General features: G+C 72.6%; 15 protein-coding genes. 8 read left to right on the forward strand and 7 right to left on the reverse strand.

Annotated features, from left to right (window positions below; translation table 11 throughout):
• Positions 1-113 precede the first annotated feature (113 nt).
• Complete coding sequence (locus tag AC2H4J_RS03385; protein ID WP_487463413.1) at positions 114-3,068, reverse strand: helix-turn-helix transcriptional regulator; 2,955 nt, start codon at positions 3,066-3,068, stop codon at positions 114-116.
• A gap of 283 nt (positions 3,069-3,351) precedes the next feature.
• Here AC2H4J_RS03385 and AC2H4J_RS03390 point away from each other — a divergent pair, with 283 nt between their 5' ends.
• On the forward strand, positions 3,352-4,620 hold the full coding sequence (locus AC2H4J_RS03390; RefSeq protein ID WP_487463414.1) for an MFS transporter: 1,269 nt from the start codon (positions 3,352-3,354) through the stop codon (positions 4,618-4,620).
• A gap of 15 nt (positions 4,621-4,635) precedes the next feature.
• On the opposite strand, the gene AC2H4J_RS03395 is transcribed toward AC2H4J_RS03390, so the two are convergent.
• Positions 4,636-7,197: a putative bifunctional diguanylate cyclase/phosphodiesterase gene (locus AC2H4J_RS03395; RefSeq protein WP_487463415.1), complete on the reverse strand. Its 2,562-nt coding sequence runs from the start codon at positions 7,195-7,197 to the stop codon at positions 4,636-4,638.
• Positions 7,198-7,458: 261 nt separating this feature from the next.
• Between AC2H4J_RS03395 and AC2H4J_RS03400 the strand changes: the two genes are divergently transcribed.
• Entirely contained in the window at positions 7,459-9,699 is a 2,241-nt protein-coding gene (locus AC2H4J_RS03400; RefSeq protein WP_487463416.1) for a putative bifunctional diguanylate cyclase/phosphodiesterase, read from the forward strand.
• A 4-nt stretch (positions 9,700-9,703) separates the two neighbouring features.
• On the opposite strand, the gene AC2H4J_RS03405 is transcribed toward AC2H4J_RS03400, so the two are convergent.
• The 4 genes from AC2H4J_RS03405 to AC2H4J_RS03420 form a co-directional block, all read right to left on the reverse strand.
• Positions 9,704-10,249: a PaaI family thioesterase gene (locus AC2H4J_RS03405; protein ID WP_487463417.1), complete on the reverse strand. Its 546-nt coding sequence runs from the start codon at positions 10,247-10,249 to the stop codon at positions 9,704-9,706.
• 111 nt (positions 10,250-10,360) lie between these two features.
• On the reverse strand, positions 10,361-11,176 hold the full coding sequence (locus tag AC2H4J_RS03410; RefSeq protein ID WP_487463418.1) for a succinate dehydrogenase/fumarate reductase iron-sulfur subunit: 816 nt from the start codon (positions 11,174-11,176) through the stop codon (positions 10,361-10,363).
• Positions 11,173-13,119: a fumarate reductase/succinate dehydrogenase flavoprotein subunit gene (locus tag AC2H4J_RS03415; RefSeq protein WP_487463419.1), complete on the reverse strand. Its 1,947-nt coding sequence runs from the start codon at positions 13,117-13,119 to the stop codon at positions 11,173-11,175. The genes AC2H4J_RS03410 and AC2H4J_RS03415 overlap by 4 nt, the downstream gene beginning before the upstream one ends.
• Before the next feature lie 19 nt (positions 13,120-13,138).
• Positions 13,139-13,843 (reverse strand): succinate dehydrogenase cytochrome b subunit, encoded by a 705-nt coding sequence (locus tag AC2H4J_RS03420; RefSeq protein WP_487463420.1) that lies wholly within the window; start codon positions 13,841-13,843, stop codon positions 13,139-13,141.
• Between the two features lie 268 nt (positions 13,844-14,111).
• Here AC2H4J_RS03420 and AC2H4J_RS03425 point away from each other — a divergent pair, with 268 nt between their 5' ends.
• From AC2H4J_RS03425 to AC2H4J_RS03435, 3 genes are all read left to right on the forward strand, one after another.
• Positions 14,112-14,717: a sulfite oxidase-like oxidoreductase gene (locus AC2H4J_RS03425; protein WP_487463421.1), complete on the forward strand. Its 606-nt coding sequence runs from the start codon at positions 14,112-14,114 to the stop codon at positions 14,715-14,717.
• Between the two features lie 7 nt (positions 14,718-14,724).
• Complete coding sequence (locus AC2H4J_RS03430; RefSeq protein ID WP_487463422.1) at positions 14,725-15,456, forward strand: FAD-binding oxidoreductase; 732 nt, start codon at positions 14,725-14,727, stop codon at positions 15,454-15,456.
• A 69-nt stretch (positions 15,457-15,525) separates the two neighbouring features.
• Positions 15,526-16,095, forward strand: a complete 570-nt coding sequence (locus AC2H4J_RS03435) for a hypothetical protein (protein ID WP_487463423.1) — start codon at positions 15,526-15,528, stop codon at positions 16,093-16,095.
• 4 nt (positions 16,096-16,099) lie between these two features.
• On the opposite strand, the gene AC2H4J_RS03440 is transcribed toward AC2H4J_RS03435, so the two are convergent.
• A complete protein-coding gene (locus tag AC2H4J_RS03440; RefSeq protein WP_487463424.1) occupies positions 16,100-18,214 on the reverse strand; it encodes a catalase in 2,115 nt (704 codons plus the stop codon).
• Between the two features lie 142 nt (positions 18,215-18,356).
• On the opposite strand from AC2H4J_RS03440, the gene AC2H4J_RS03445 reads away from it, so the two are divergent.
• From AC2H4J_RS03445 to AC2H4J_RS03455, 3 genes are read left to right on the forward strand one after another with little or no spacing between them, the layout of a single operon-like run.
• Complete coding sequence (locus AC2H4J_RS03445) at positions 18,357-19,169, forward strand: formate/nitrite transporter family protein (protein WP_487463425.1); 813 nt, start codon at positions 18,357-18,359, stop codon at positions 19,167-19,169.
• A 48-nt stretch (positions 19,170-19,217) separates the two neighbouring features.
• Positions 19,218-20,120: an ABC transporter ATP-binding protein gene (locus AC2H4J_RS03450; RefSeq protein WP_487463426.1), complete on the forward strand. Its 903-nt coding sequence runs from the start codon at positions 19,218-19,220 to the stop codon at positions 20,118-20,120.
• A complete protein-coding gene (locus AC2H4J_RS03455) occupies positions 20,117-20,848 on the forward strand; it encodes an ABC transporter permease (protein ID WP_487463427.1) in 732 nt (243 codons plus the stop codon). The genes AC2H4J_RS03450 and AC2H4J_RS03455 overlap by 4 nt, the downstream gene beginning before the upstream one ends.
• The last annotated feature ends 4 nt before the right edge of the window (positions 20,849-20,852 follow it).

Here is a 20,852-nt window from a genome sequence, read left to right on the forward strand (position 1 = left end):
GAGCGCGGCACGCCCAGGCCCTCGCCCACCAGCTCGGCGAGCGACCGCTGGTCCAGCGCGTCCAGCCGGCACAGCACGACCGGTACGCCGTCGAAGTGCACCGTCGTCCCCGTTCATGCGCCGCCGCTGAGCCCCAGTCGATGGGCGACCGCGGCCGCCTCGACCCGACCGCTCACGCCGAGCTTGGCCAGGATGTTCGACACGTGCACGCTCGCCGTCTTGGGGCTGATGAACAGCGCCGCGGCGATCTGGCCGTTGGACCGCCCCGCCGCCACCAGCGCCAGCACCTCGCGCTCCCGGTCGGTCAGCCCGAACGGCACCGCCGGCGGGGCCGAAGGCGTCGGCGTCGTGGAGGCTCCGAGGTCGATCCGCGCCCGGCGGGCGAGGGCCTGGACGTCGTCGAGAAGCGGCTGCACGCCGAGCCGTCGGCAGGTGGCGGCGGCTGCGCGGAGCAGCTCGCCCCCGGACTCGCGCTCGCCGGTGCCGCAGAGCGCTTCGGCCAGGCGGTACTGCGCGTAGGTCAGCGGCCAGATGTCGCCGGCCACCTCCCACGCGCGCAGCGCGTCCTGCCACGGCCGGACGGCGGGCGCACCTGTCCGGCGGAGGAGTTCGGCCTCGCTCATCGCGCGGTAGGCCCGGCTGGCCGGCGCCTCGGTTCCGACGGCGGCAAGGATCGACGGGGGGAGGACCGCCTCGGCGACGACCACGGGGTTCTCTTGCCGGTCCAGTGCCTGCACGGCCAGGTCCGCGCCGATCCGCGTGCTGAGCCACATCAGGGGCCAGGAGTAGCGGGCCGACCATGCGGTGCTCTCCGTCAGCCCGCCTGCGATCAGCGCGGCCGCGGTGCCCAGCTCGCCCCGCGCCCGGGTCACCTCGGCCTCGACGTAGAGCAGCGCCTGGGTGAACTGTGGCTCCGGGTTGTCGCCGAGCTGCCGCCGGGCGTTCCGGACGTGCTGCATCGCCTCGTCGAGCCGGCCCGCCTTGGCGTCCATGTAGCCCAGAAGTTCCTCGACCGATGCGGGGAAGACGCCGGTCAGCCCGATGCCGGCGACCCCCTCGGCGAGTTCTACCGCCTCGTCCCACTCCCCGAGCCGGACCAGCGGCTCGACGAGGTTGCCCACGAGGTAGGCGCCGAAGTTGCGAGGCAGTCCCACGCGGCGGGCCAGCTCGACGCCCTCCCGGGCCGCGGCGGCTGCGTCCCGGTGCAGGCCCCTGGCCTCCAGGGCGTCGGAGAGGTTGACGTAGCCGCGCAGGGCGGTCTCGTGATCGTCGATGGCCAGAGCCAGCTGCAGCCCCTCGCGCAGGAGCGACTCGCCCTCCTGCGGGTCCTCCAGGTAGCTCAGCGACGAACCGAGGGTGATGAGGGCGCTGGCTTCCTGGCTCGCCGCCGCTGCGGCCCGCGCGGCCGCGAGTGCGGTGCGCCCCACGGCCGGTCCCCGATCGGCCCCCATGCGCATCAGCGTGTTGGCCAATGATGTCAACAGTGCGGCTCGGGCCAGTGTGGGTGGATCCTCCGGAAGGCGCGCCAGCGCTACCTCGAGCTCCTCGATGGTCTCCCCGCCTTCGCCCAGGGCGCGCCAGGTGACGGCTCGCTGGTCAACCACGAAGGCGGCCCGCTCCGGGTCTCGGTCGGCGTCGATCAGGTCGAGTGCCTGCTGGAGCAGGGTCAGCGCCCGCACGGGATCACCGCCGTGGAAGGTCGCCCGCGCCGCCAGCTGCAGGACCTCCACCTGGTCGGTGCCGGCCGCGGCCTCCGCGTCGGGCACGCTGCGCCACACCTCGAGCGCCCGCTCCAGGTGCTGGCGGGCCTCGGCCGGCGCGAACGCGTCCATCGCCTGCCGGCCGGCACGGACCGAGGCGGCCAGTGCCCGCGGCATGTCATGTGCGGCGTACCAGTGGACGGCGAGGGTCGCGGCGACGGAGGAGTCGTCGCCGGCCAGCCCCGGATCGCGCTCGAGGGCCTCCGCGTAGGCGGTGTGCAGCTCCACGCGCTCGCCGGGAAGCAGGTCCCCGTACACGGCGTCGCGGGTCAGCGCGTGCCGGAAGGCGTAGCCGCGACCGGTGCGGTCGACGAGGAGGAGCGAGGCGTCGACCGCCTCCCGGAGCGCCTCGTACAGCTCGGCCGCGGACAACGCGGCCACCTGGGCCAGCAGCCGTTCGGGGACCCAGCGCCCGGCGACAGCCGCCGTGCGCAGGAGTCGCTGGGCGGGGCGGGACAGCTCCTCCGCCCGGGAGAGCAGCACGTCGCGCAAGGAGGGCGGGAGGTCGGTCTCGTCGGCGCCGTCGCGCACCGTCTGCACCAGCTCCTCGACGAAGAACGCGTTGCCCTCGGAGCGGTCGTAGACCAGCTCCACCATGGCCGCGGGCGGCGTGGATCCCACGATCGCCGACATCTGCGCGGCGACCTCGTCGCGGCTGAAGCGCTCGAGCTGGACTCGTTCGACGCCCCGCAGGCGTTCCCAGCCCGACAGCAGCGGGCGCAGCGGCGAGCGGCGGTCCACCTCGTCGGAGCGGTAGGTGAGCACGAGGAGCACGCGGGTGCCCTGCAGCGCCCGGACGAGGAAGGCCACCAGATCCAGCGTGGTGCGGTCGGCCCAGTGCAGGTCCTCGACGACGAGGACCAGCGGGCGTTCCTGCCCGAGCCGGGCGAGCACTCCCAGCACGAGTTCGAAGAGTTGCGCGGTGCTGCCGGCGGTCGGCGGTGCGGGAGCCACGTCTCCCGACGCCAGTTCGGGAAGCAGGCGGGCGAGCTCACGTCGACCAGGGCCGAGGAAGCGCTCCAGCTCGGCGTCGGGAGTGGACCGGACCAGCGTGCGCAGCGCCTCGACCAGCGGGACGAGCGGCAGACCCTCGCCGCCGAGCTCGATGCAGCCGCCGGTGAGCACGCGCACCTCGGGGCCGAGCCCCCCGAACGCCGCCTCGAGCAGCCGGCTCTTGCCGACGCCGGCCTCCCCGCCGACCAATACGACGGAGGCCTCGCCGGCGGCGGTGCGGTCGAGGGCACCGCGCAGCCGGGCCAGCTCCTGTTCCCGGCCCACCAGGACAGGACTGACCACGTCGACCGGCACGCGCAGATGCTGGCATGCGGACCGCATCTGAGGTGCCTCAGGACCTCTCCTCCCGGGGACGACTCCCGCTCTGAGGAAGGTGCCGGCCCCGGAGCCCGGCGGATCTGAGGTAGCGGACCTGTCAGGAACGCGACGACCGACCGATCCGGGGACCGGCACCTCAGCGGAACTCTTGGGTCATCGCCAGAGCGGCGGGAACTGCGGAGGAGATCGAGATGAACGACCACGACGTCGTCTGCAAGGGCATCGTCATCATCGGCCTGAGCACCGTGGACGTCCGGCCGTGAACGCCGCCCCGGGCACCATGCGCGGCGCGCTCCGCCACCGCCCCTTCCGTCGGCTGCTGATCGCCCTCGCCGTCTCGCAGGCGGGGGACTGGCTCTACAACGTGGCGCTGCTGGCCTTCGTCTACGAGCGCACCCACAGCGCCGGCTGGCTGGCCGCCACCACCGCCGCGCGGATCGTGCCGATCGTCGTCCTCGGCCCGCTCGGCGGCGTGCTCGCCGACCGATTCGACCGACGCCGCGTCATGGTCGTCTCCGACGTCCTCCGGGCCGTGCTCATGCTGGGGCTCGCCGCGGTCGCGCTGGCCGGACTGCCCGTCGTCCTCGCGCCCGTGCTGGCGGGGCTCGCCACGGCCGCCGCCGTGCCCTACCTGCCGTGCACCGCCGCCACCACTCCGCGGCTGGTCCCCGACGCCGACCTGCCCGGGGCGAACGCGTTGCGGTCCGCGGTCGGCATGGGCGCGATCGCGGCGGGACCGGTGGTCGGCGCGGTCGTGCTGCTGGTCGGGCCGCCCAGCACCGCGTTCGTCATCAACGCCGCCACGTTCGCCGTGTCGGCGCTGGCGGTGCTGTCGATCCCGGGCGGCCGGACCTTCGCCCCGCCGCCGGCGCCGGCGCCGGCCGAGCGGCAGGGGATCGTGTCCGACGTCGTCGAGGGCGCTCGTGCGCTGCGCGGCCACCCGGTCGCCGTCCGCCTGGTCGGTGCCGACGTCGTCTGCAGCGTCATCTACGGCGCGCAGACGGTGCTGCTCCTGCTGCTCGCCCGGCACCTCGGCTTCGGCGACGCCGGGTACGGCTACGTGCTCGCCGGTCTCGGGGTGGGCGGCATCCTGGGGACGACGGCCGCCGGTCGGGCCGCCGCCAGCAGCCGGCCGCGCGCCGTGCTCGTCGGGGCGCTGCTGGTGCTCGCCGTCCCCTCGAGTCTGATGGCCGTGGTTCCGTGGCTGCCCGGGCTGCTGGTGCTGGGCATGGTCGGCGGCGCCGGAGCCGTGGTGGTCGAGGTCCTCTGCGAGACCGCGCTGCAGCGGGAGCTGGACGAGGAGGTCTTCGCCCGGGCCTACGGCGTCGCGCTGCCGGTGATCCTGGGCGGCATCGTCGGCGGCTCGCTGGTCGCGGCGCCGCTGGTCGCGCTGGTGGGACTGACCGGGACGATCGTGCTCACCGGGGCGCTGGCCGCCGGGTACGCGGGCGTCATCCTGCTGCCGCGCCGGGCCGTCGGGCGCCACCGGGCCCCGCGCCGGGTCGCCGTCGCCGGAGCGGTCGCGTAGGGCGAGCGGCGCTGTTCACACCACTCGGAGGCCGCCGTGTCCGGCGGCCTTCGAGCGCGTCGCCAGCCAGGCGGGCAGCTCGCCGGTCGGCATGGGCCGGGCGAGGTGCCAGCCCTGGACGAGGTCGCAGTGCATGGAGGCGAGCAGGTCCCACGTGGCGGCGTCCTCGACGCCCTCGGCCACGACCTCGAGTCCCAGGTGCCGGCCCAGGTCGATGATCGCCCGCACGATCGCGACGTCCTCGCTCTCGGTGCCCAGACCGGTGACGAAGCTGCGGTCGATCTTGACCTCCTGCACGGGCAGGCGCTGGAGGTAGGACAGCGAGGAGTAGCCGGTCCCGAAGTCGTCGACGGACAGGCGGACGCCGAGGTCGCGGAGCTGGTGCAGGACGGCGACCGCGCGGCTCGGGTCGGCCATCACCGAGCCCTCGGTGACCTCGAGGGTCAGCCGCTCGGCGGGGACGCCGTGCCGGCGCAGCAGCCGATCGACCTCCTCGACGAGGTCGGCGTCGTGCAGGCTGCGCGCGGAGAGGTTCACCGCGACCGAGAGGTCGTGGCCCGCTCGCCGCCAGCGGGCGGACGCGGCCAGGGCGCCGTCCAGGACCCGCGTGGTGAGCGGCCCGATCAGGCCGCTGCGCTCGGCGATCGGGATGAACTCCTCCGGCGGGACCCAGCCGAGCTCGGGGTGCTGCCAGCGCACGAGCGCCTCCACCCCGACGACCTGCCCCGAATCGAGCCGCGCCTTCGGCTGCACGTGGACCTGGAGGTCGCCGTTCTGCAGCGCGGCGCGGAGCTCGGTGACGAAGGTGAGCCGCCGCGGGGTCTGGTTGTGCATCTCCGGCTCGTACAGCCGCATGCTGCGGGTCGAGGTCTTCGCGTCGTACATCGCGAGGTCGGCCCGCTTGAGCAGCGTGGCCGCGTCGGTCGCGTGCGCGGGGGCCAGCGCGATGCCGACCGAGGCGCCGACCTCGACCTCGAGCCCGTCGAGGGCGATCGGTTCCTCGAGCGAGCGGAGCATGCGGCGCCCGATGCGCAGGACCCGCTCCTCGTCGGAGGTGTCGGGCAGGAGGACGGCGAACTCGTCGCCCCCGAGGCGGACGACGGTGCCGGCGGTCCCGACGGCCGAGCACAGCCGCGTGCCGACCTCCACGAGGAGGGCGTCGCCGTGCTCGTGTCCCAAGGTGTCGTTGACGGCCTTGAACTCGTCGATGTCGAGGATCATGACCGCTGCTCCGGCGATCCGGCCGGCCGCCACCTCGTCGAGGGAAGCGGCCAGACCCCGCTGCAGGAAGGCGCGGTTGGGCAGGCCGGTGAGCGCGTCGTGCAGCGCGTCGTGCCTCAGCCGGCCGATCAGCTCGCCGTTGCGCAGCGCCACGCCGGCGTGGTTGGCGACCGTCTCGAGCAGCAGCACGTCGTCGTCGTCGAAGGTGCGGATCGTGCCCAGGCGGTCGGACACGACGAGCAGCCCGAGCGTCCCCTCGTTGCCGGCGAGCGGGACGATCACCGCCTCACGCATGCCGTAGGAGGCGAGCCAGCGGCGTCCGGCCGACTCCCGGGTGTTGCGGGGCAGGAGCAGCGGGCGGCCGGTGCTGATGACCTGCTCGATCACCCAGTCGTCGTCCTCGCTCTGGGGTTCCTCCGAGCGGCTGAGCCGGTCGTCGGCGTCCAGGCGGGCGCGGGCAACCAGGCTGCCGTCGGGGGCGAGGAACGCGGCCGAGGCCCGTTCGGAGTGGAGCAGCTGCTTCGCCTCGCCCAGCACGTTGCGCATGACGTCGTCGATCTCGGGCGCACTGCTCACGGCCTGGCTGAAGCGGTAGAGCCGTTCGAGGTTCAGGTGGCGCTCGGCGAGCGACGCGTACGCGCGGAAGCTCAGCAGCATCAACAGCCCGAACACCAGCAGCAGCACGGCGCTGTCCAGCGATGCGGACAGGCTGGTCACCGCCACCAGACCGGCCGTGACCGCGATCGCCGGCGCGGGCTGGCCGATCCCCGTCTTCATCAGGCCGAGGAAGCCGAGACCGCGACCCTCGTGCAGGGCGATGACCGAGCCGACCGCGAGCGCGCTGAGCGCGGCCGCGGCGAAGGCTCCGCCGAAGGCGCCGGCCCAGGTGATCGGTCCGGTCGTGCCGGGCACGGTCGCGACGACACGGAACACCGCGACAGCGACCGAGACCTCCGCGAGACCCAGCGCGAGGTTGAAGGCGCTCTTGATCGGCCCCACGCGGCGGACGAGGACGAAGACGATTGCGGCGGCGACCACGCGCCCGACCAGCAGGTCCTGCGGGGCGCCGAGGAACAGACCGAGCACCAGCGGGATCTCGCTCAGGGAGATCGTGTGCGCCTCGCGCCGCACCTGGATGTGCAGCACGAAGGACTCCGTCAGCAGGTACCCACAGGTGAGGGCCCACCACGGGAGGACCGGGTGCTCAAGGAAGGTCGCCTCGCCGACGAACGGCGCGGCGGTGACGGCGACGATCGCCAGAAGGGTGGCGATCATCCCCAGGACGCCGAGCGTCTGCGAGGACAGCCGCACGCTGCGCGCGGGCGACCGCCGGTCGGTGCGTGTGATCGTCGCCAAACCGGTGCCTCCCTTCGCGCGATCTCCTGGTGTTGTCGTCATCGCGAGCCGATCCCTGAACTGCGCTCTCCCTCGAACGAGGGATCGCCAGACGGGGGCCGCGCCGGCACGTCTGCGCAGGTCAGCGGCGCGCTGGGGGAGTTGCCGGCCCGGAGCCGCGCGGGCGCCCGATCCGGTGGGACTGCAGGAAACGGCCGATCGGGCCGATGGGATCCCATGCGCGCGCACCGGACCGACGGCGGAGGACAGGCCTCTGCCTCCGTGCGCGCGCACGACTTCTCGCTGACCGGCGTCCGGCTGCTCGCGGCCGTCCTGGCCTCGACCTACGGGCTGTCGCTGTTCGCGAACGCCCTCGGGGCCCGCGGCGTCCTGGCGGCGCTCGCGGTCGGCGGCAAGGCGCTCTTCCTCGTCGGGCTGGTGGCGCTGCTCGTCCTCCGGGCACGGCGCACGTCGCAGGACCGGATCGCCTGGCTCAGCCTCGCCGCCGCCGTCGCGGCGTACTCGGTCGGGACCGCCGGCTACCAGATCGTCGGCCAGGGCGGCCCCGTGTCGGCGCGCCCCGACTGGTTCGACGCCGGGTTCATGGCGTTCTACCCGTTGGTCTGCGCGGCGCTGTTCCTCATGCTGCGCGGGCGGTTGCCGCAGTTCACCTCGAGCATGTGGCTCGACGGCATCGTGACCGGGCTGACCGCCGCGTCGGTCGCGACCGCGCTCGCCCTCGGGGAATCGTTGACCGAGAGCGGTGGCACGGCGCTGGTCGTCGTCTACCCGATCGCCGACCTGCTGCTCCTGGTGCTGCTCGCCGGGGCGCTCGCCGTGATCGGCCGCGGGTCCGGTGCCATCTGGTGGCTGCTCACCGCGGGCACCACGTTGTTCGTCCTGACCGACACCGTCTACGCGTACCGGGTCGTGCAGGGCACCTATGCGGTCGGCGGGGTGCTGGACACCGGCTGGGGAGTGGCCTTCCTCTGCTTCGGGCTGGCCGCCTGCCAGGCGCCGCGGCCGGTCACCTCCCGCGGATTCGACGGCGTCCGGGCGCTCGTCGTCCCGGGGATCTGCGCGCTCACCGCCCTGGTCCTGCTCCTGGTCGGGTACTCCCGGGACAGCGACGCCCTGGCCGGCGCCCTGGCCTTCGGGGCGGTGCTGGCGGCTCTCGCGCGCACCGTGCTCACGTTCCGCGAGGTGCAGGGCCTGGCCGACAGCCGCCGGCAGGCCCGGACGGACGAGTTGACCGGCCTGCCGAACCGCCGGTCGGTCTTCGAGGCCCTCCAGGGCACCGACGCCCGGCTCGCCGCCGGCCGGGCGGTCGCGGTCGTCGTCCTGGACCTCGACCGCTTCAAGGAGATCAACGACTCCCTGGGCCACGCGGTCGGCGACGCCCTGCTCCGGCAGGTCGGCCCGCGCCTGACCCGCGAGCTGCGCGAGCAGGACGTGCTGGCCCGGCTCGGCGGGGACGAGTTCGTCGTCCTGGTCGACGACCTGGACGCCGCAGGGGCGACGGCCCTCGCGGAGCGGCTGCGCGCCCAGCTGCAGCAGCCGTTCCTCGTCGGCGGGATGAGTCTCACGATCGACGCCAGTGTCGGGGTCGCGATCGGTCCCGAGCACTCGGCCACCGCGGAGGAGCTGCTCCAGCTCGCGGACCTGGCGATGTACTCGGCCAAGGGTGCGCGCACCGGCGTCGCCGTGTTCGACGAGCAGCGCGACGGAGGTGGGCGGCACCGGCTGGAGGCGGTCGGCCAGCTGCGACGCGGCATCGCCGACGGCCAGCTGGTGCTGCACTACCAGCCCAAGCTCGCCCTCTCCTCGGGCGCCGTGGACGGGGTGGAGGCCCTGGTCCGCTGGCAGCACCCCAGCCGGGGGCTGCTCTTCCCCGACGCGTTCATCGATCTGGCGGAGTCGGCGGGCCTCATGAGCCGGCTGACCTCCACGGTCGTGGAGATGTCGTTGGCGCAGTGCCGGCGCTGGGCCGACGACGGCATCCGGCTCACCGTCTCGGTCAACGTCAGCCCGTCCAACCTGGTCGACGACGACTTCCCCGACGAGGTCGCCGCGCTGCTGCACCGGTTCGGGCTCCCGGCGTCGGTGCTGGTGCTCGAGGTGACCGAGAGCATCCTCATGGAGGACCGCGAGCGCGCCGTCCGCGTGCTCTCCCGCCTGCGCGAGGCCGGGGTCGGCGTCTCGATCGACGACTACGGCACCGGCTACTCCAGTCTCGCCTACCTGGCCGCCCTCCCGGTGACCGAGCTGAAGCTCGACCGCGTGTTCGTCGCGGCCATGACCGGCAGCTCACGGGCGGCCTCGATCGTCACCTCCACCCTGCAGCTCGCGCACGCGCTCGACCTCGTGCTGGTCGCCGAGGGCGCCGAGGACCAGGCGACCGTCGACGCGCTCAGCAACCTCGGCTGCGACATCGTGCAGGGCTACCACCTCAGCCGCCCGCTGCCGCCGGCGCAGCTGCTCGACTGGCTGCGCGACCACCGGGCGGCACAGCAGCGGGTCTGACCGGTCAGCTCGCCGGGACGGGGAAGACCAGCAGGGAGCTCGACGCCGTCGCGACGCTGCGACCCTGCGCGTCCAGGACCTCGGCCTCGGCGAAGGCCACCCGCCGTCCGGGCTTCGTGACCCGGCCGATCGCGGTGAGCGGTCCGCTGGTGGAGTGCACCGCGCGCAGGTAGTTCACCTTGATCTCGATCGACGTGTAGGCCATGCCGCTGGGCAGGGTCGTGTGCACGGCACATCCGGCCACCGTGTCGAGCAGCGTGCAGACCAGCCCGCCGTGCACGACGCCGATCGGGTTGTAGACCGACTCGTCGAGAACGCAGCCGAACTCGACGCAGCCCTCCTCCAGCGACCGGATGTCGAACTGCATGAGCATCGCGATGGGCGGCGGCGGGAGGACGCCGTCGCGGATGGCCTCCATCGTCTCCAGCCCGGACCGCTCTCTCGCGCCCGCAGCCGTGATCAGCGGGTCGTGCCAGGTGACCGTGCGGGAGCGGGCATCACCCCACGCGGGTGCCGTGTCAGGTGGCGCCGTTGTCACATCTGAGTTCATGAACCGAACCTAGCATGACGATGCCGACGGAAACGCGCAGGAGCGGGCGCTCGTTGCGCGGAAAGGGCCCCTTCCGAGGTGTCGGAAGGGGCCCTTTGCGCGCAATGGCGGCTAGCTCTTGGGGCGGGCGCCGGCGCGGAGCGCGCCGAGCAGGTCGTGGTTGAGCCGCGAGATCGTCTCCATGGAGATGCCCTTGGGGCAGGACGCCGAGCACTCACCGATGTTGGTGCAGCCGCCGAAGCCCTCGCGGTCCTGCTGGGCGACCATGTTGACCACGCGGTCGTTGCGCTCGGGCTGGCCCTGCGGCATGAGCCCGAGGTGGGTGACCTTGGCGGCGGTGAACAGCATCGACGACGCGTTCGGGCACGCCGCCACGCAGGCGCCGCAGCCGATGCAGGTGGCGGCGTCGAACGCGGCGTCGGAGTCCTTCTTCGGCACCGGCGTCGCGTGCGCCTCGGGTGCCGTGCCGGTCGGCACGCTGATGTAGCCGCCGGCCTGGATGATCCGGTCGAACGCCCGCCGGTCGACGGCGAGGTCCTTGACCACCGGGAAGGGGCTGGCCCGCCACGGCTCGATGTCGATCGAGTCGCCGTCGGAGAACGACCGCATGTGCAGCTGGCAGGTGGTGGTCTGCTGCGGACCGTGCGCCTGGCCGTTGATCATGACGCCGCACATGCCGCAGATGCCCTCGCGGCAGTCGTGGTCGAACGCGACCGGGTCGTCGCCGTCGAGGATGAGCCGCTCGTTGAGCACGTCGAGCATCTCGAGGAAGGACATGTCGGGGGAGATGTCGCTGACCTTGTAGGTCACCATCTTGCCCTTGGCCGTCGGGCCGCTCTGCCGCCAGATGCGCAGGGTCAGGTTCATCCCGCGCTTCTCCGACTGATGGCCGACGGTCGAGTGCGGCCCCTCCTGGGTGATGGTCACTTGTAGCTCCGCTGGGCGAGGTGGACGTACTCGTACTCGAGGGCTTCGCGGTGCAGGACCGGGGGCTGCCCTTCGGGCGTCCACTCCCAGGCCGCCACGTACGCGAAGTGTTCGTCGTCGCGGAGCGCCTCGCCCTCGGGCGTCTGGCTCTCCGCGCGGAAGTGGCCGCCGCAGCTCTCGGCGCGGTGCAGGGCGTCGACGCACATCAGCTCGGCGAGCTCGATGAAGTCCGCGACCCGGCCGGCGTGCTCGAGGGTCTGGTTGAAGGAGTCCTCGGTGCCGGTGACCTTCAGGTTGGTCCAGAACTCCTGGCGGATCTCCGGGATCCGGTCCAGGGCCTTGCGCAGGCTCTCCTCGGAGCGCTCCATGCCGCAGAGGTCCCACATCAGCTTGCCCAGCTCCCGGTGGAAGGACGCCGGGGTGCGGGTGCCGTTGATCGCGAGCATGCGCCGCACCTGCGACTGCACGTTCTCCAGCGCCTCGATCGCCGCCGGGTGGCTGTCGTCGACCGGCTCGAACGGGCCGGCGGCGAGGTAGTCGCTGATGGTCGCGGGCAGCACGAAGTAGCCGTCGGCGAGCCCCTGCATGAGGGCGCTGGCGCCGAGCCGGTTGGCGCCCTGGTCGGAGAAGTTGGCCTCGCCGATCACGAACAGGCCCGGCACGTTGGACTGCAGGTCGTAGTCGACCCACAGGCCGCCCATCGTGTAGTGGACGGCCGGGTAGACGCGCATCGGCGTCTGGTAGGGGTCCTCGCCCGTGATCTGGGCGTACATGTCGAAGAGGTTGCCGTACTTGGCCTCGATGGCCGGCCGGCCCAGTCGGGCCATGGCGTCGGCGAAGTCGAGGTAGACCCCCAGGCCGCCGGGGCCGACGCCGCGACCCTCGTCGCACATGTTCTTCGCCTGCCGCGACGCGATGTCGCGGGGCACCAGGTTGCCGAAGGCCGGGTAGATGCGCTCGAGGTAGTAGTCGCGCTCGTTCTCGGGGATCTCCCTCGGGTCACGGGTGTCGCCGCGCTCCTTCGGCACCCACACGCGGCCGTCGTTGCGCAGCGACTCGCTCATCAGCGTGAGCTTGGACTGGTAGTCGCCCTTGACCGGGATGCAGGTCGGGTGGATCTGCGTGTAGCACGGGTTGCCCATGTAGGCGCCGCGCTTGTGCGCCCGCCAGATCGCCGTGGCGTTGGAGCCCTTGGCGTTCGTGGACAGGTAGAAGACGTTGCCGTAGCCACCGGTCGCGAGCACGACGGCGTCGGCGTAGTGGGTGGTGATCTCGCCGGTGACCAGGTCGCGGGCCACGATGCCGCGGGCCTTGCCGTCGACGACGATCAGGTCGAGCATCTCGGTGCGCGCGTGCTGCTCGACGTTGCCCGCGGCGATCTGGCGCTCGAGGGCCTGGTACGCGCCGTAGAGCAGCTGCTGTCCCGTCTGGCCGCGGGCGTAGAAGGTGCGCGACACCTGCGCGCCACCGAAGGACCGGTTGTCGAGCAGGCCGCCGTACTCGCGGGCGAAGGGCACGCCCTGGGCCACGGCCTGGTCGATGATGTTCACGCTGACCTCGGCCAGCCGGTACGAGTTGCTCTCGCGCGAGCGGAAGTCGCCGCCCTTGACCGTGTCGTAGAACAGCCGGTGCACGCTGTCGCCGTCGTTGCGGTAGTTCTTGGCGGCGTTGATCCCGCCCTGCGCGGCGACGCTGTGCGCGCGACGCGGGCTGTCCTGGTACCAGAACGACTTGACCTTGTAGCCCTGCTCGCCCAGCGTCGCGGCGGCCGAGCCACCGGCCAGCCCGGTCCCGACGACGATGACGTTGAGTCGGCGGCGGTTGGCCGGGTTCACCAGCTTGCCGCGGAACTTCCGTTCGCTCCAGATGTCGGTGATCGGGACGTCGGTCGGGGCCTTGGTGTCGGCGATGGGCTCACCGACGGTGAAGAGTTCCAGAGGCATGAGGAGTGCGTTCCTGTCCTTAGTCCACGAGCCCGAAGACGACGGCCGCCGGCACGACGAGGTACCCGGCGATGAGGAGGGTGGCGAAGGCGATCGCGAAGGCGTTGACCGAACGCTCCCGCCGCCGGTTGCTCTGACCCAGAGTCTGCGTCGCGCTCCAGATGCCGTGCCGCAGGTGCATGCCCAGCAGGATCAGCGCGATGACGTAGACGATGGTGGGGATCGGGCTCTGGAAGCTCGCGACCAGCCGGTCGTAGGGCGTCGAGTTCGTCCCGTCGGGGTTGGCGACCCCGAACGTCAGGTCCAGCAGGTGGTAGACGATGAACAGGCCGACGATCACGCCGCCCCAGCGCATGGTGCGCGACGCGTAGGTCTGGGCCACCGACTTCTTCGTCACGTACCGCTGCGGCCGGGCGCGCCTCGCCTGGCGCCACAGCGAGACCGCGGCCCAGATGTGCACGATGACCGCGACGGCCAGCACGACCTCGAGGATGGTCAGGAACCACCGGTAGCCGAGCGCCGGCTCGCCGACCGTCCGCAGCCACTCGGAGTAGGAGTTGAAGGATCGCGCGCCTTGGAAGACGTGCAGGTTGCCGATCATGTGCGCGATCAGGAACAACAGCATGATGATGCCGCTGACCGCCATGACGACCTTCTTGAAGACCGAGTTGGTCTTCGCGACCTTCGGGGTCCTGCGCTGGGCCGAGTCCGTAACCGTCACCACGCACGCAACGCTAGGTCCACCCGCAGGTTGCGGCCAGATCAACACGGGGTGACAACGCTCATGTAAGGCTGCCCTCACTGCGGCGCGTCCTGCCGTGCCGCGCCGCACGCCGTTGACGGCCCGGCGTCGGCGCGAGGACCATCCGCACGGCCATGGGGACGAGCCTCGGAGGACGCTCGGATCCTCGACCGGGCGGCCGCGCACGCGCACCGCCGGCGCGGGCCGCGCACGTGCCGGCCCGATCGACGACCGCAGTGGGGGAGTGACCATGCCCGGTGTCACCAGAGGGTTTCTCGGCCGGCGGGCGCGGGATCCGCGGCTGCCCCCGGGGCAGTACGACGTGGGTGCCGACTGGCCGGTGCTGACGGCGGAACCGACGCCGCGGATCGCTCCGGAGACCTGGAGCATCAGCGTCGACGGGAAGGTGGAGAACCCCACGACGTGGACGTGGGACGAGGCGCACGCGCTGCCGCGGTCGGAATACCGCGGCGACATCCACTGCGTCACCACCTGGTCGAAGTTCGACACGCAGTTCGCCGGGGTCAGCGTGGACACGCTGTTCGAGGCGGCCCGACCGACCGCCGAGGCGCACTTCGTCATGGCGACGTCGAAGACCGGCTACACCACCAACCTGCCGCTGGAGCACGTCACCGGCGGCAAGGCGTGGGTGGTCTGGGAGTTCGACGGCAAGCCGTTGCCGATCGAGCACGGCGGCCCGGTCCGGCTGCTGGTGCCGCACCTCTACTTCTGGAAGAGCGCGAAGTGGGTCAGCAGGCTGACGCTGCTCGCGCGCGACCAGCCCGGGTTCTGGGAGCAGAACGGCTACCACGACCTCGGCGACCCCTGGCGCCAGCAGCGCTACCAGGGAGATTGAGGACGTCGTGACCGAGGTCCTCGGCCCCGGAGCCGCGGACGCCCCGCGGGGCGGCTGGCGGACGGCGACGGTCTTCGGCGTTCGGCGGCCGATCCAGCGCTCGGTGGAGCTGCGGCTGGACGTGCACGACCGCATCGACCACCTGCCCGGGCAGCACTACGTCGTCCGGCTGACCGCCGAGGACGGGTACACCGCGCAGCGCTCGTACTCGGTGGCCTCCGCGCCGGGCGACCCGCTGGTCGAGCTGTTCGTCGAGCGGCTGGACGACGGCGAGGTGTCCACCTACCTCGCCGACGTCGTGGAACCGGGCGACGAGCTGGACGTGCGCGGCCCGATCGGCGGCTGGTTCGTCTGGGACGGCGAGACCCCCGCCCTGCTGGTGGCCGGCGGGTTCGGCGTCGTCCCGTTCATCGCGATGCTCCGGCATGCGAAGGCCCTGGGCCGCGAGGACCTGCTGCGCATCGCGGTCTCCAGCCGCACGCTGGCGGAGCTGCCGTACGCCGACGAGCTGACGGCCGCCGGGGCGCTGATCGTGCTCACCCGTGAGGCGCACGGCATCCGGCCCGCCGGGCGGCTCACCGCGGGCGAGCTGGTGCCGCTGTGGGAGCCGGGCCAGACCGCCTACGTCTGCGGTGGATCGTCGTTCGCCGAGTCGGCCAGCCGGATCCTGGTCGACCTCGGGTTCCCGGAACCGAAGGTGCGGGTCGAGCGGTTCGGTCCCAGCGGCCCGACGGTCTGACGACGGCGAACCCCCTCGCGGGGGCCCGCCGTCGTTACCCTCGTTGCAGAGCTCTGGGGGGAGACGGCCATGGCCGACGACGACGCGCTCCGGCGGGACCTGTTGTGGCGGATCGAGGCGCGGCGCGGGTCGATCCAGGCCTATCTCCGCGCTCATCGGCCGCGCACCCGCCGCCGTTCCACGATCACCGTCGTCCTCAGCTCGCTGGCGGCGCTGTTCACCGCCGGCCCCGCGCTGGGCGGCGAGCCGTTCGCGCAGGCGGTGCAGAACAGCCTGGGCCTGGCCAGCGACAGCTACGTCTGGCGGACGCTGTGCTTCCTCACCCTGCTGGTGTCGATCGGCAGCGCGATCCTGGTCAACCTCGGGAAGGCCGATGACGATGTCGCGAAGCTGTCCAGTGCCGAGGCGGCGAACACCGAGCTGGAGGGACTGACCGGGCTGCTGGAGTACGGCCGCGTGTCCCTGGAGGACGGCAGCAAGCTCTACCAGCAGTACATCGTGAAGATCCCGTTCGTCGACGACCTGCCGGCCAGCACCCCGCCGGCGCCGTGGCCGGGGCAGTACGCGGCCCCGCCGTCGGCGCCCGACTCCTACGCACGCCCGCCGCGCGGTCAGTACCCGCCCCCGCCGCCTGGCTGAGCGTTCAGGGGGACGGCGGGACCATCGACGCGGCGACCAGCGGGGTGCGGTCCCACGCCCGGTGCATGCCGAGCGCGGCGATCAGCCCGGCGGCGAGCTTCGCGCTCGCCTTCTTGCCGGTCAGCACGCCCGGCGCCTCCGGATCGATGCCCGCGGCGGCGAGCACCGCCACGCCGTCGCCCCATGCGGCGACCGCCTTCAGATGCCGGAACATCTCCTGGAGCATCACGACGGCCCGGAAGTCGCCGTCCTTCGGGGCGCCGTCGGCCACCACGATCGCGTCGAACTCGATCGACCGGCCGGTGGCGAAGGTGCGCTCGACGATCTCCACGTTCTTGCCCTTGACGAGCTGACCGCCGTGGGGGGCGATGACGCGCAGCAGCGCACCCTCGGCCTCCAGCGCCGTGCGCAGCTTCGCGATCCCGTCGAGGTCTGCCTGCGGCCCGGCGACCACGCCGACGATCCGGCCGGCGACGGGGAACGGCGTGGGCTTGATCTGCCGCAGCGCGGGTGACTCGGCCCCGTGCTCGACCGGCTCAGGAGGAGGCACCGGCAGTCCGAGACCGAGGGCAACCTGCGTGCAGAGGTTCTCGTCGAGCTTCGCGAGCACGGTGAGCGCCCGCTCCTTGATGCCCTGCTCGTAGCACTTGCCGAGCTCGAACGTGTAGGCGTCGATGACGTGCTGCTGCTCGACGCTGGTCAGGCTGGCGTAGAACAGCGCCGCCTGGGAGTAGTGGTCGTCGAACGACGCGGGCGCCGTCCGCCCGACCTCTCCCGCCACCGCCCGCGGCACGTGCACGTAGCCGCCGTCGGCCCAGTCCGACGGGAACGGGACCCCGTCGTCGACGCTGTTGGGCGTGTAGGGCGCCTGCCCGGTGTGGATCGCCTGCTGGTGGAACCCGTCCCGGGCGTTGTCGTTGACCGGCGCGTGCGGGCGGTTGATCGGGATCTGGGGGAAGTTGGGGCCCCCCAGCCGGGTGAGCTGGGTGTCGAGGTAGGAGAAGTTGCGGCCCTGCAGCAGCGGGTCGTTGGTGCCCTCGATGCCCGGCACCAGGTGCCCGGTGTGGAAGGCGACCTGTTCGGTCTCGGCGAAGAAGTTCGTCGGGTTCCCGTTGAGCACCAGCGTGCCGATGACCTGCACCGGCGCCAGTTCCTCGGGCACGAGCTTGGTCGGGTCCAGCAGGTCGATGCCCTCGAACGTCTCCTCCGGGGTGTCGGGGAAGACCTGGATGCCGAGGTCCCACTCGGGGAAGGCGCCGTTCTCGATGGCGTCGTAGAGATCGCGGCGGTGGAAGTCCGGGTCGACGCCGGCGGCGATCTGCGCCTCCTCCCAGGTGAGGGAGTGCACGCCCAGGCGGGGCTTCCAGTGGAACTTGACCAGCACCGTGTTGTGGTCGGCGTCGACCAACCGGAACGTGTGGACGCCGAAGCCTTCCATCGTCCGGTAGCTGCGCGGGATGCCCCGGTCGCTCATGTTCCAGATCGTGTGGTGGGTGGCCTCGGTGTGGAGGGTGACGAAGTCCCAGAACGTGTCGTGCGCCGACTGCGCCTGCGGGATCTCCCGGTCGGGATGCGGCTTGGCCGCGTGGACGATGTCGGGGAACTTGATCGCGTCCTGGATGAAGAAGACCGGGATGTTGTTGCCGACCAGGTCCCAGGTGCCTTCCCTCGTGTAGAACTTCGTCGCGAATCCGCGGGTGTCGCGCACGGTGTCGGCCGAGCCGCGCGAGCCCAGCACGGTGGAGAAGCGCACGAAGACCCGCGTCTGCAGGCCCTTCTCCGCAAGGACGGCGGCCCGGGTGACCTTCGCTGCGGCGCCGTTGGCGGTGAACACGCCGTGCGCGCCGGCCCCTCGGGCGTGCACCACGCGCTCGGGGATCCGCTCGTGGTCGAAGTGCATGATCTTCTCGCGCAGGTGGAAGTCCTCGAGGAGGACCGGACCGCGCGGCCCCGCCTTCAGCGAGTGGTCGCTGTCGGGGATGCGGACCCCGTTCGGCGTGGTGAGCGCGTCGCCGGACTGCTCCCGGGGATCGCGGCCGTCCTCGGGGCCGTCGTAGCCGACGCCCGTGGGGCTGACCGTGCGCGGGGCCTTCTGGTCGGGCTGGCGTGCTGGGGGCATGAGAGCTCCTGACGGTCGGATCCTGCACTCATCGGTCGCGCTACCCCTGGGCCCGCTGCCGAACCCTGGCTGCCACAGGGCGGAAGCCGGTGTGCACCGGCAGGCGCCGGGTAGAGGACGACGACCGTCGTGAGGAGTGCAGGTGGACCAGGCGCGAACCGAGCTCGGCGAGAGCGACAGCCCCATGGAGGACGAGCTCGCCGAGGCCTTCGGCCGGATCGTGAGCGAGGGCGCGCAGCGCCTGCACCGCACCTGGCGCGAGGTGCTCACCACCGGCCTGGCCGGCGGCCTGGAGGTCGCGACCGGCGTGGTCGCCCTCCTGGCCGTCTACGCCGAGACCGGCAGCCACCTGCTCGCCGGGCTGGCGTTCGGTATCGGCTTCATCGCGCTCCTGCTGGCCCGGAGCGAGCTGTTCACCGAGGGCTTCCTGGTGCCGGTGACAGCGGTCGTCGCCGGCCGGGCCGCCGTCGGTCAGCTGGCCAAGCTCTGGGCCGGCACGCTGGTGGCCAACCTCGCGGGCGGGTGGCTGGTCATGTGGCTGGTCGTGCGGGCCCTGCCCGGCCTGGGGGCCACCGCCGTCGAGTCGGCCCGGACGTTCGTCGACGCGCCGCTGGACCTGCGGTCGGTCTGCCTGGCCCTGCTCGCGGGCAGCTTCATCACATTGATGACGCGGATGCAGCACGGCGCGAGTTCCGAGGCCGGCAAGGTGGCGGCGGCGCTGGCCGGGGCGTTCCTGCTGGCCGGGCTCGTCCTGTTCCACTCGATCCTCGACTCGCTGATCATCTTCGGCGCGCTGCACGCGGGCGCGCCGTTCGGCTACGCCGCCTGGCTCTCCTGGTTCTGGTACACGGCGCTGCTCAACATGGCGGGCGGCCTGGGCGTGGTCACCCTGCTGCGCCTGGTGCGCAGCAAGGAGCTGCTGGAGCAGGAGCGGGCCGCCGCCAAGGAGTCCTGAGGGGCGCGCCTCGCACACCGGAAACGTGCTGGTCGCCATGCTGCTCCCATGATCGAACTCGCGGGCCTGACCAAGCGCTACGGCGCTCGCGTCGCCGTCGACGAGCTGACGGTCACCATCCAGCCCGGCCGGGTCACCGGCTTCCTCGGTCCCAACGGCTCGGGCAAGACGACGACGATGCGCTGCGTTCTCGGACTGACGCGCCCCACCTCCGGAACGGCCACCGTGCTCGGACGGCCGTACCGCGAGCTGGCCGAACCGATGCGCCGGGTCGGTGCGCTGGTCGACCCGCGCGCCCGCCACCCCGGCCGGACCGCCTACCGGCACCTGCTCGCGCTGGCCCAGAGCAACCGGCTGCCCCCCGCCCGGGTGGACGAGGTGATCGAGCTGGTCGGGCTGGACGCCGTCGCCGACGAGCGGGTGCGCGGCTTCTCACTGGGCATGGGCCAGCGGCTGGGCATCGCGGCCGCGCTGCTGGGCGACCCCGACGTCCTCCTGCTCGACGAACCGGTGAACGGCCTGGACCCCGAGGGCATCCGCTGGGTGCGGGAACTGCTGCGTGCGCTGGCCGACGAGGGACGCACGGTGCTCGTCTCCAGCCACCTGATGAGCGAGATGGAGGACACCGCCGACCACCTCGTGGTCCTCGGCCGGGGGCGGTTGCTGGCCGACGTCCCCATGGAGGAGCTGCTGGGCGCGCACTCCGCCGTCCGGGTGCGGACGCCGCAGGGGCCGATGCTGGCCGACGCGCTCCGGCGCGCCGGCGGCACGGTGGAACTGGAGATCGACGGCGCGCTGCGCGTGGACGGGCTCGGGCTGGCCGAGGTCGGCGACGTCGCGTTCGTCGCCGACGTCCGGCTGCACGAGCTGAGCCGGGTGACCGCGTCGCTCGAGGCCGCCTACCTCGCCCTGACCGACGCCGACGTCGAGTACCGGGCGGTGGCCCGGTGAGCGGGGTGCTGCGCAGCGAGTGGACGAAGCTCTGGTCGGTGCGGTCGACCTGGTGGTGCACGGCCGTCTACCTGCTGGTGGTCGGCGGGGGCGGCTGGCTGGCTGCGGCGGGCACGGACTCCGCCGCCCGGGCCGACGTCGCGGTGCAGACCGCGCTCACCGGTTTCGGCATCGGCCAGCTGGTGCTCGTCGTCCTCGGCGTCCTGGTCGTGACCGGCGAGTTCGCGTCGGGCATGGCGCTGGTGTCGCTGACCGCCGTACCGCGCCGGAGCCGGCTGCTGCTGGCGAAGACGGTCGTCGTCCTCGCGTACTGCCTGGTGCTCAGCGCGCTGCTGGCCGTGGTCTGCGCGCTGGCCGCCCGCACGCTGACCGCCGTCCCCGGTGGGGTGCAGCCCGGCGACCCGGCCGTGCTGCGCACCCTCGGCCTCCAGGTCGGCGGCGCCGGTCTGGTCGGCGTCCTGTCCGTGGCGCTGGGCACCGTGCTGCGGTCGACCGCCGGTGCGGTCGGGATCGCGATGGCGCTGGTCTTCGTGGCGCCACCGGCGCTCGCCCTGGTCGGCAGCCGGCTCGCGTCGCGGCTGTCCCAGTCGCTGCCGGCGCTCCGGGTCGGCGAGGACGCCTTCCTCGCCGTCGCGACGCCGTGGCAGATCGGCATGGCGGTGCTCGCGGGCTGGACGGTCGTCGTCTGGCTGCTGGGCGCCGTGCTCTTCGCGCGGCGGGACGTCTAAGGGA

It is taken from the genome of Blastococcus sp. OS1-29, assembly GCF_057628075.1.

Excerpts from the sequence above, each read along its gene's own strand:
- AC2H4J_RS03405 (WP_487463417.1), bottom strand. The coding sequence starts at position 10,249 with ATGAACTCAGATGTGACAACGGCGCCACCTGACACGGCACCCGCGTGG.
- AC2H4J_RS03415 (WP_487463419.1), bottom strand. The coding sequence starts at position 13,119 with ATGCCTCTGGAACTCTTCACCGTCGGTGAGCCCATCGCCGACACCAAG.
- AC2H4J_RS03425 (WP_487463421.1), top strand. The coding sequence starts at position 14,112 with ATGCCCGGTGTCACCAGAGGGTTTCTCGGCCGGCGGGCGCGGGATCCG.
- AC2H4J_RS03435 (WP_487463423.1), top strand. The coding sequence starts at position 15,526 with ATGGCCGACGACGACGCGCTCCGGCGGGACCTGTTGTGGCGGATCGAG.
- AC2H4J_RS03440 (WP_487463424.1), bottom strand. The coding sequence starts at position 18,214 with ATGCCCCCAGCACGCCAGCCCGACCAGAAGGCCCCGCGCACGGTCAGC.
- AC2H4J_RS03450 (WP_487463426.1), top strand. The coding sequence starts at position 19,218 with ATGATCGAACTCGCGGGCCTGACCAAGCGCTACGGCGCTCGCGTCGCC.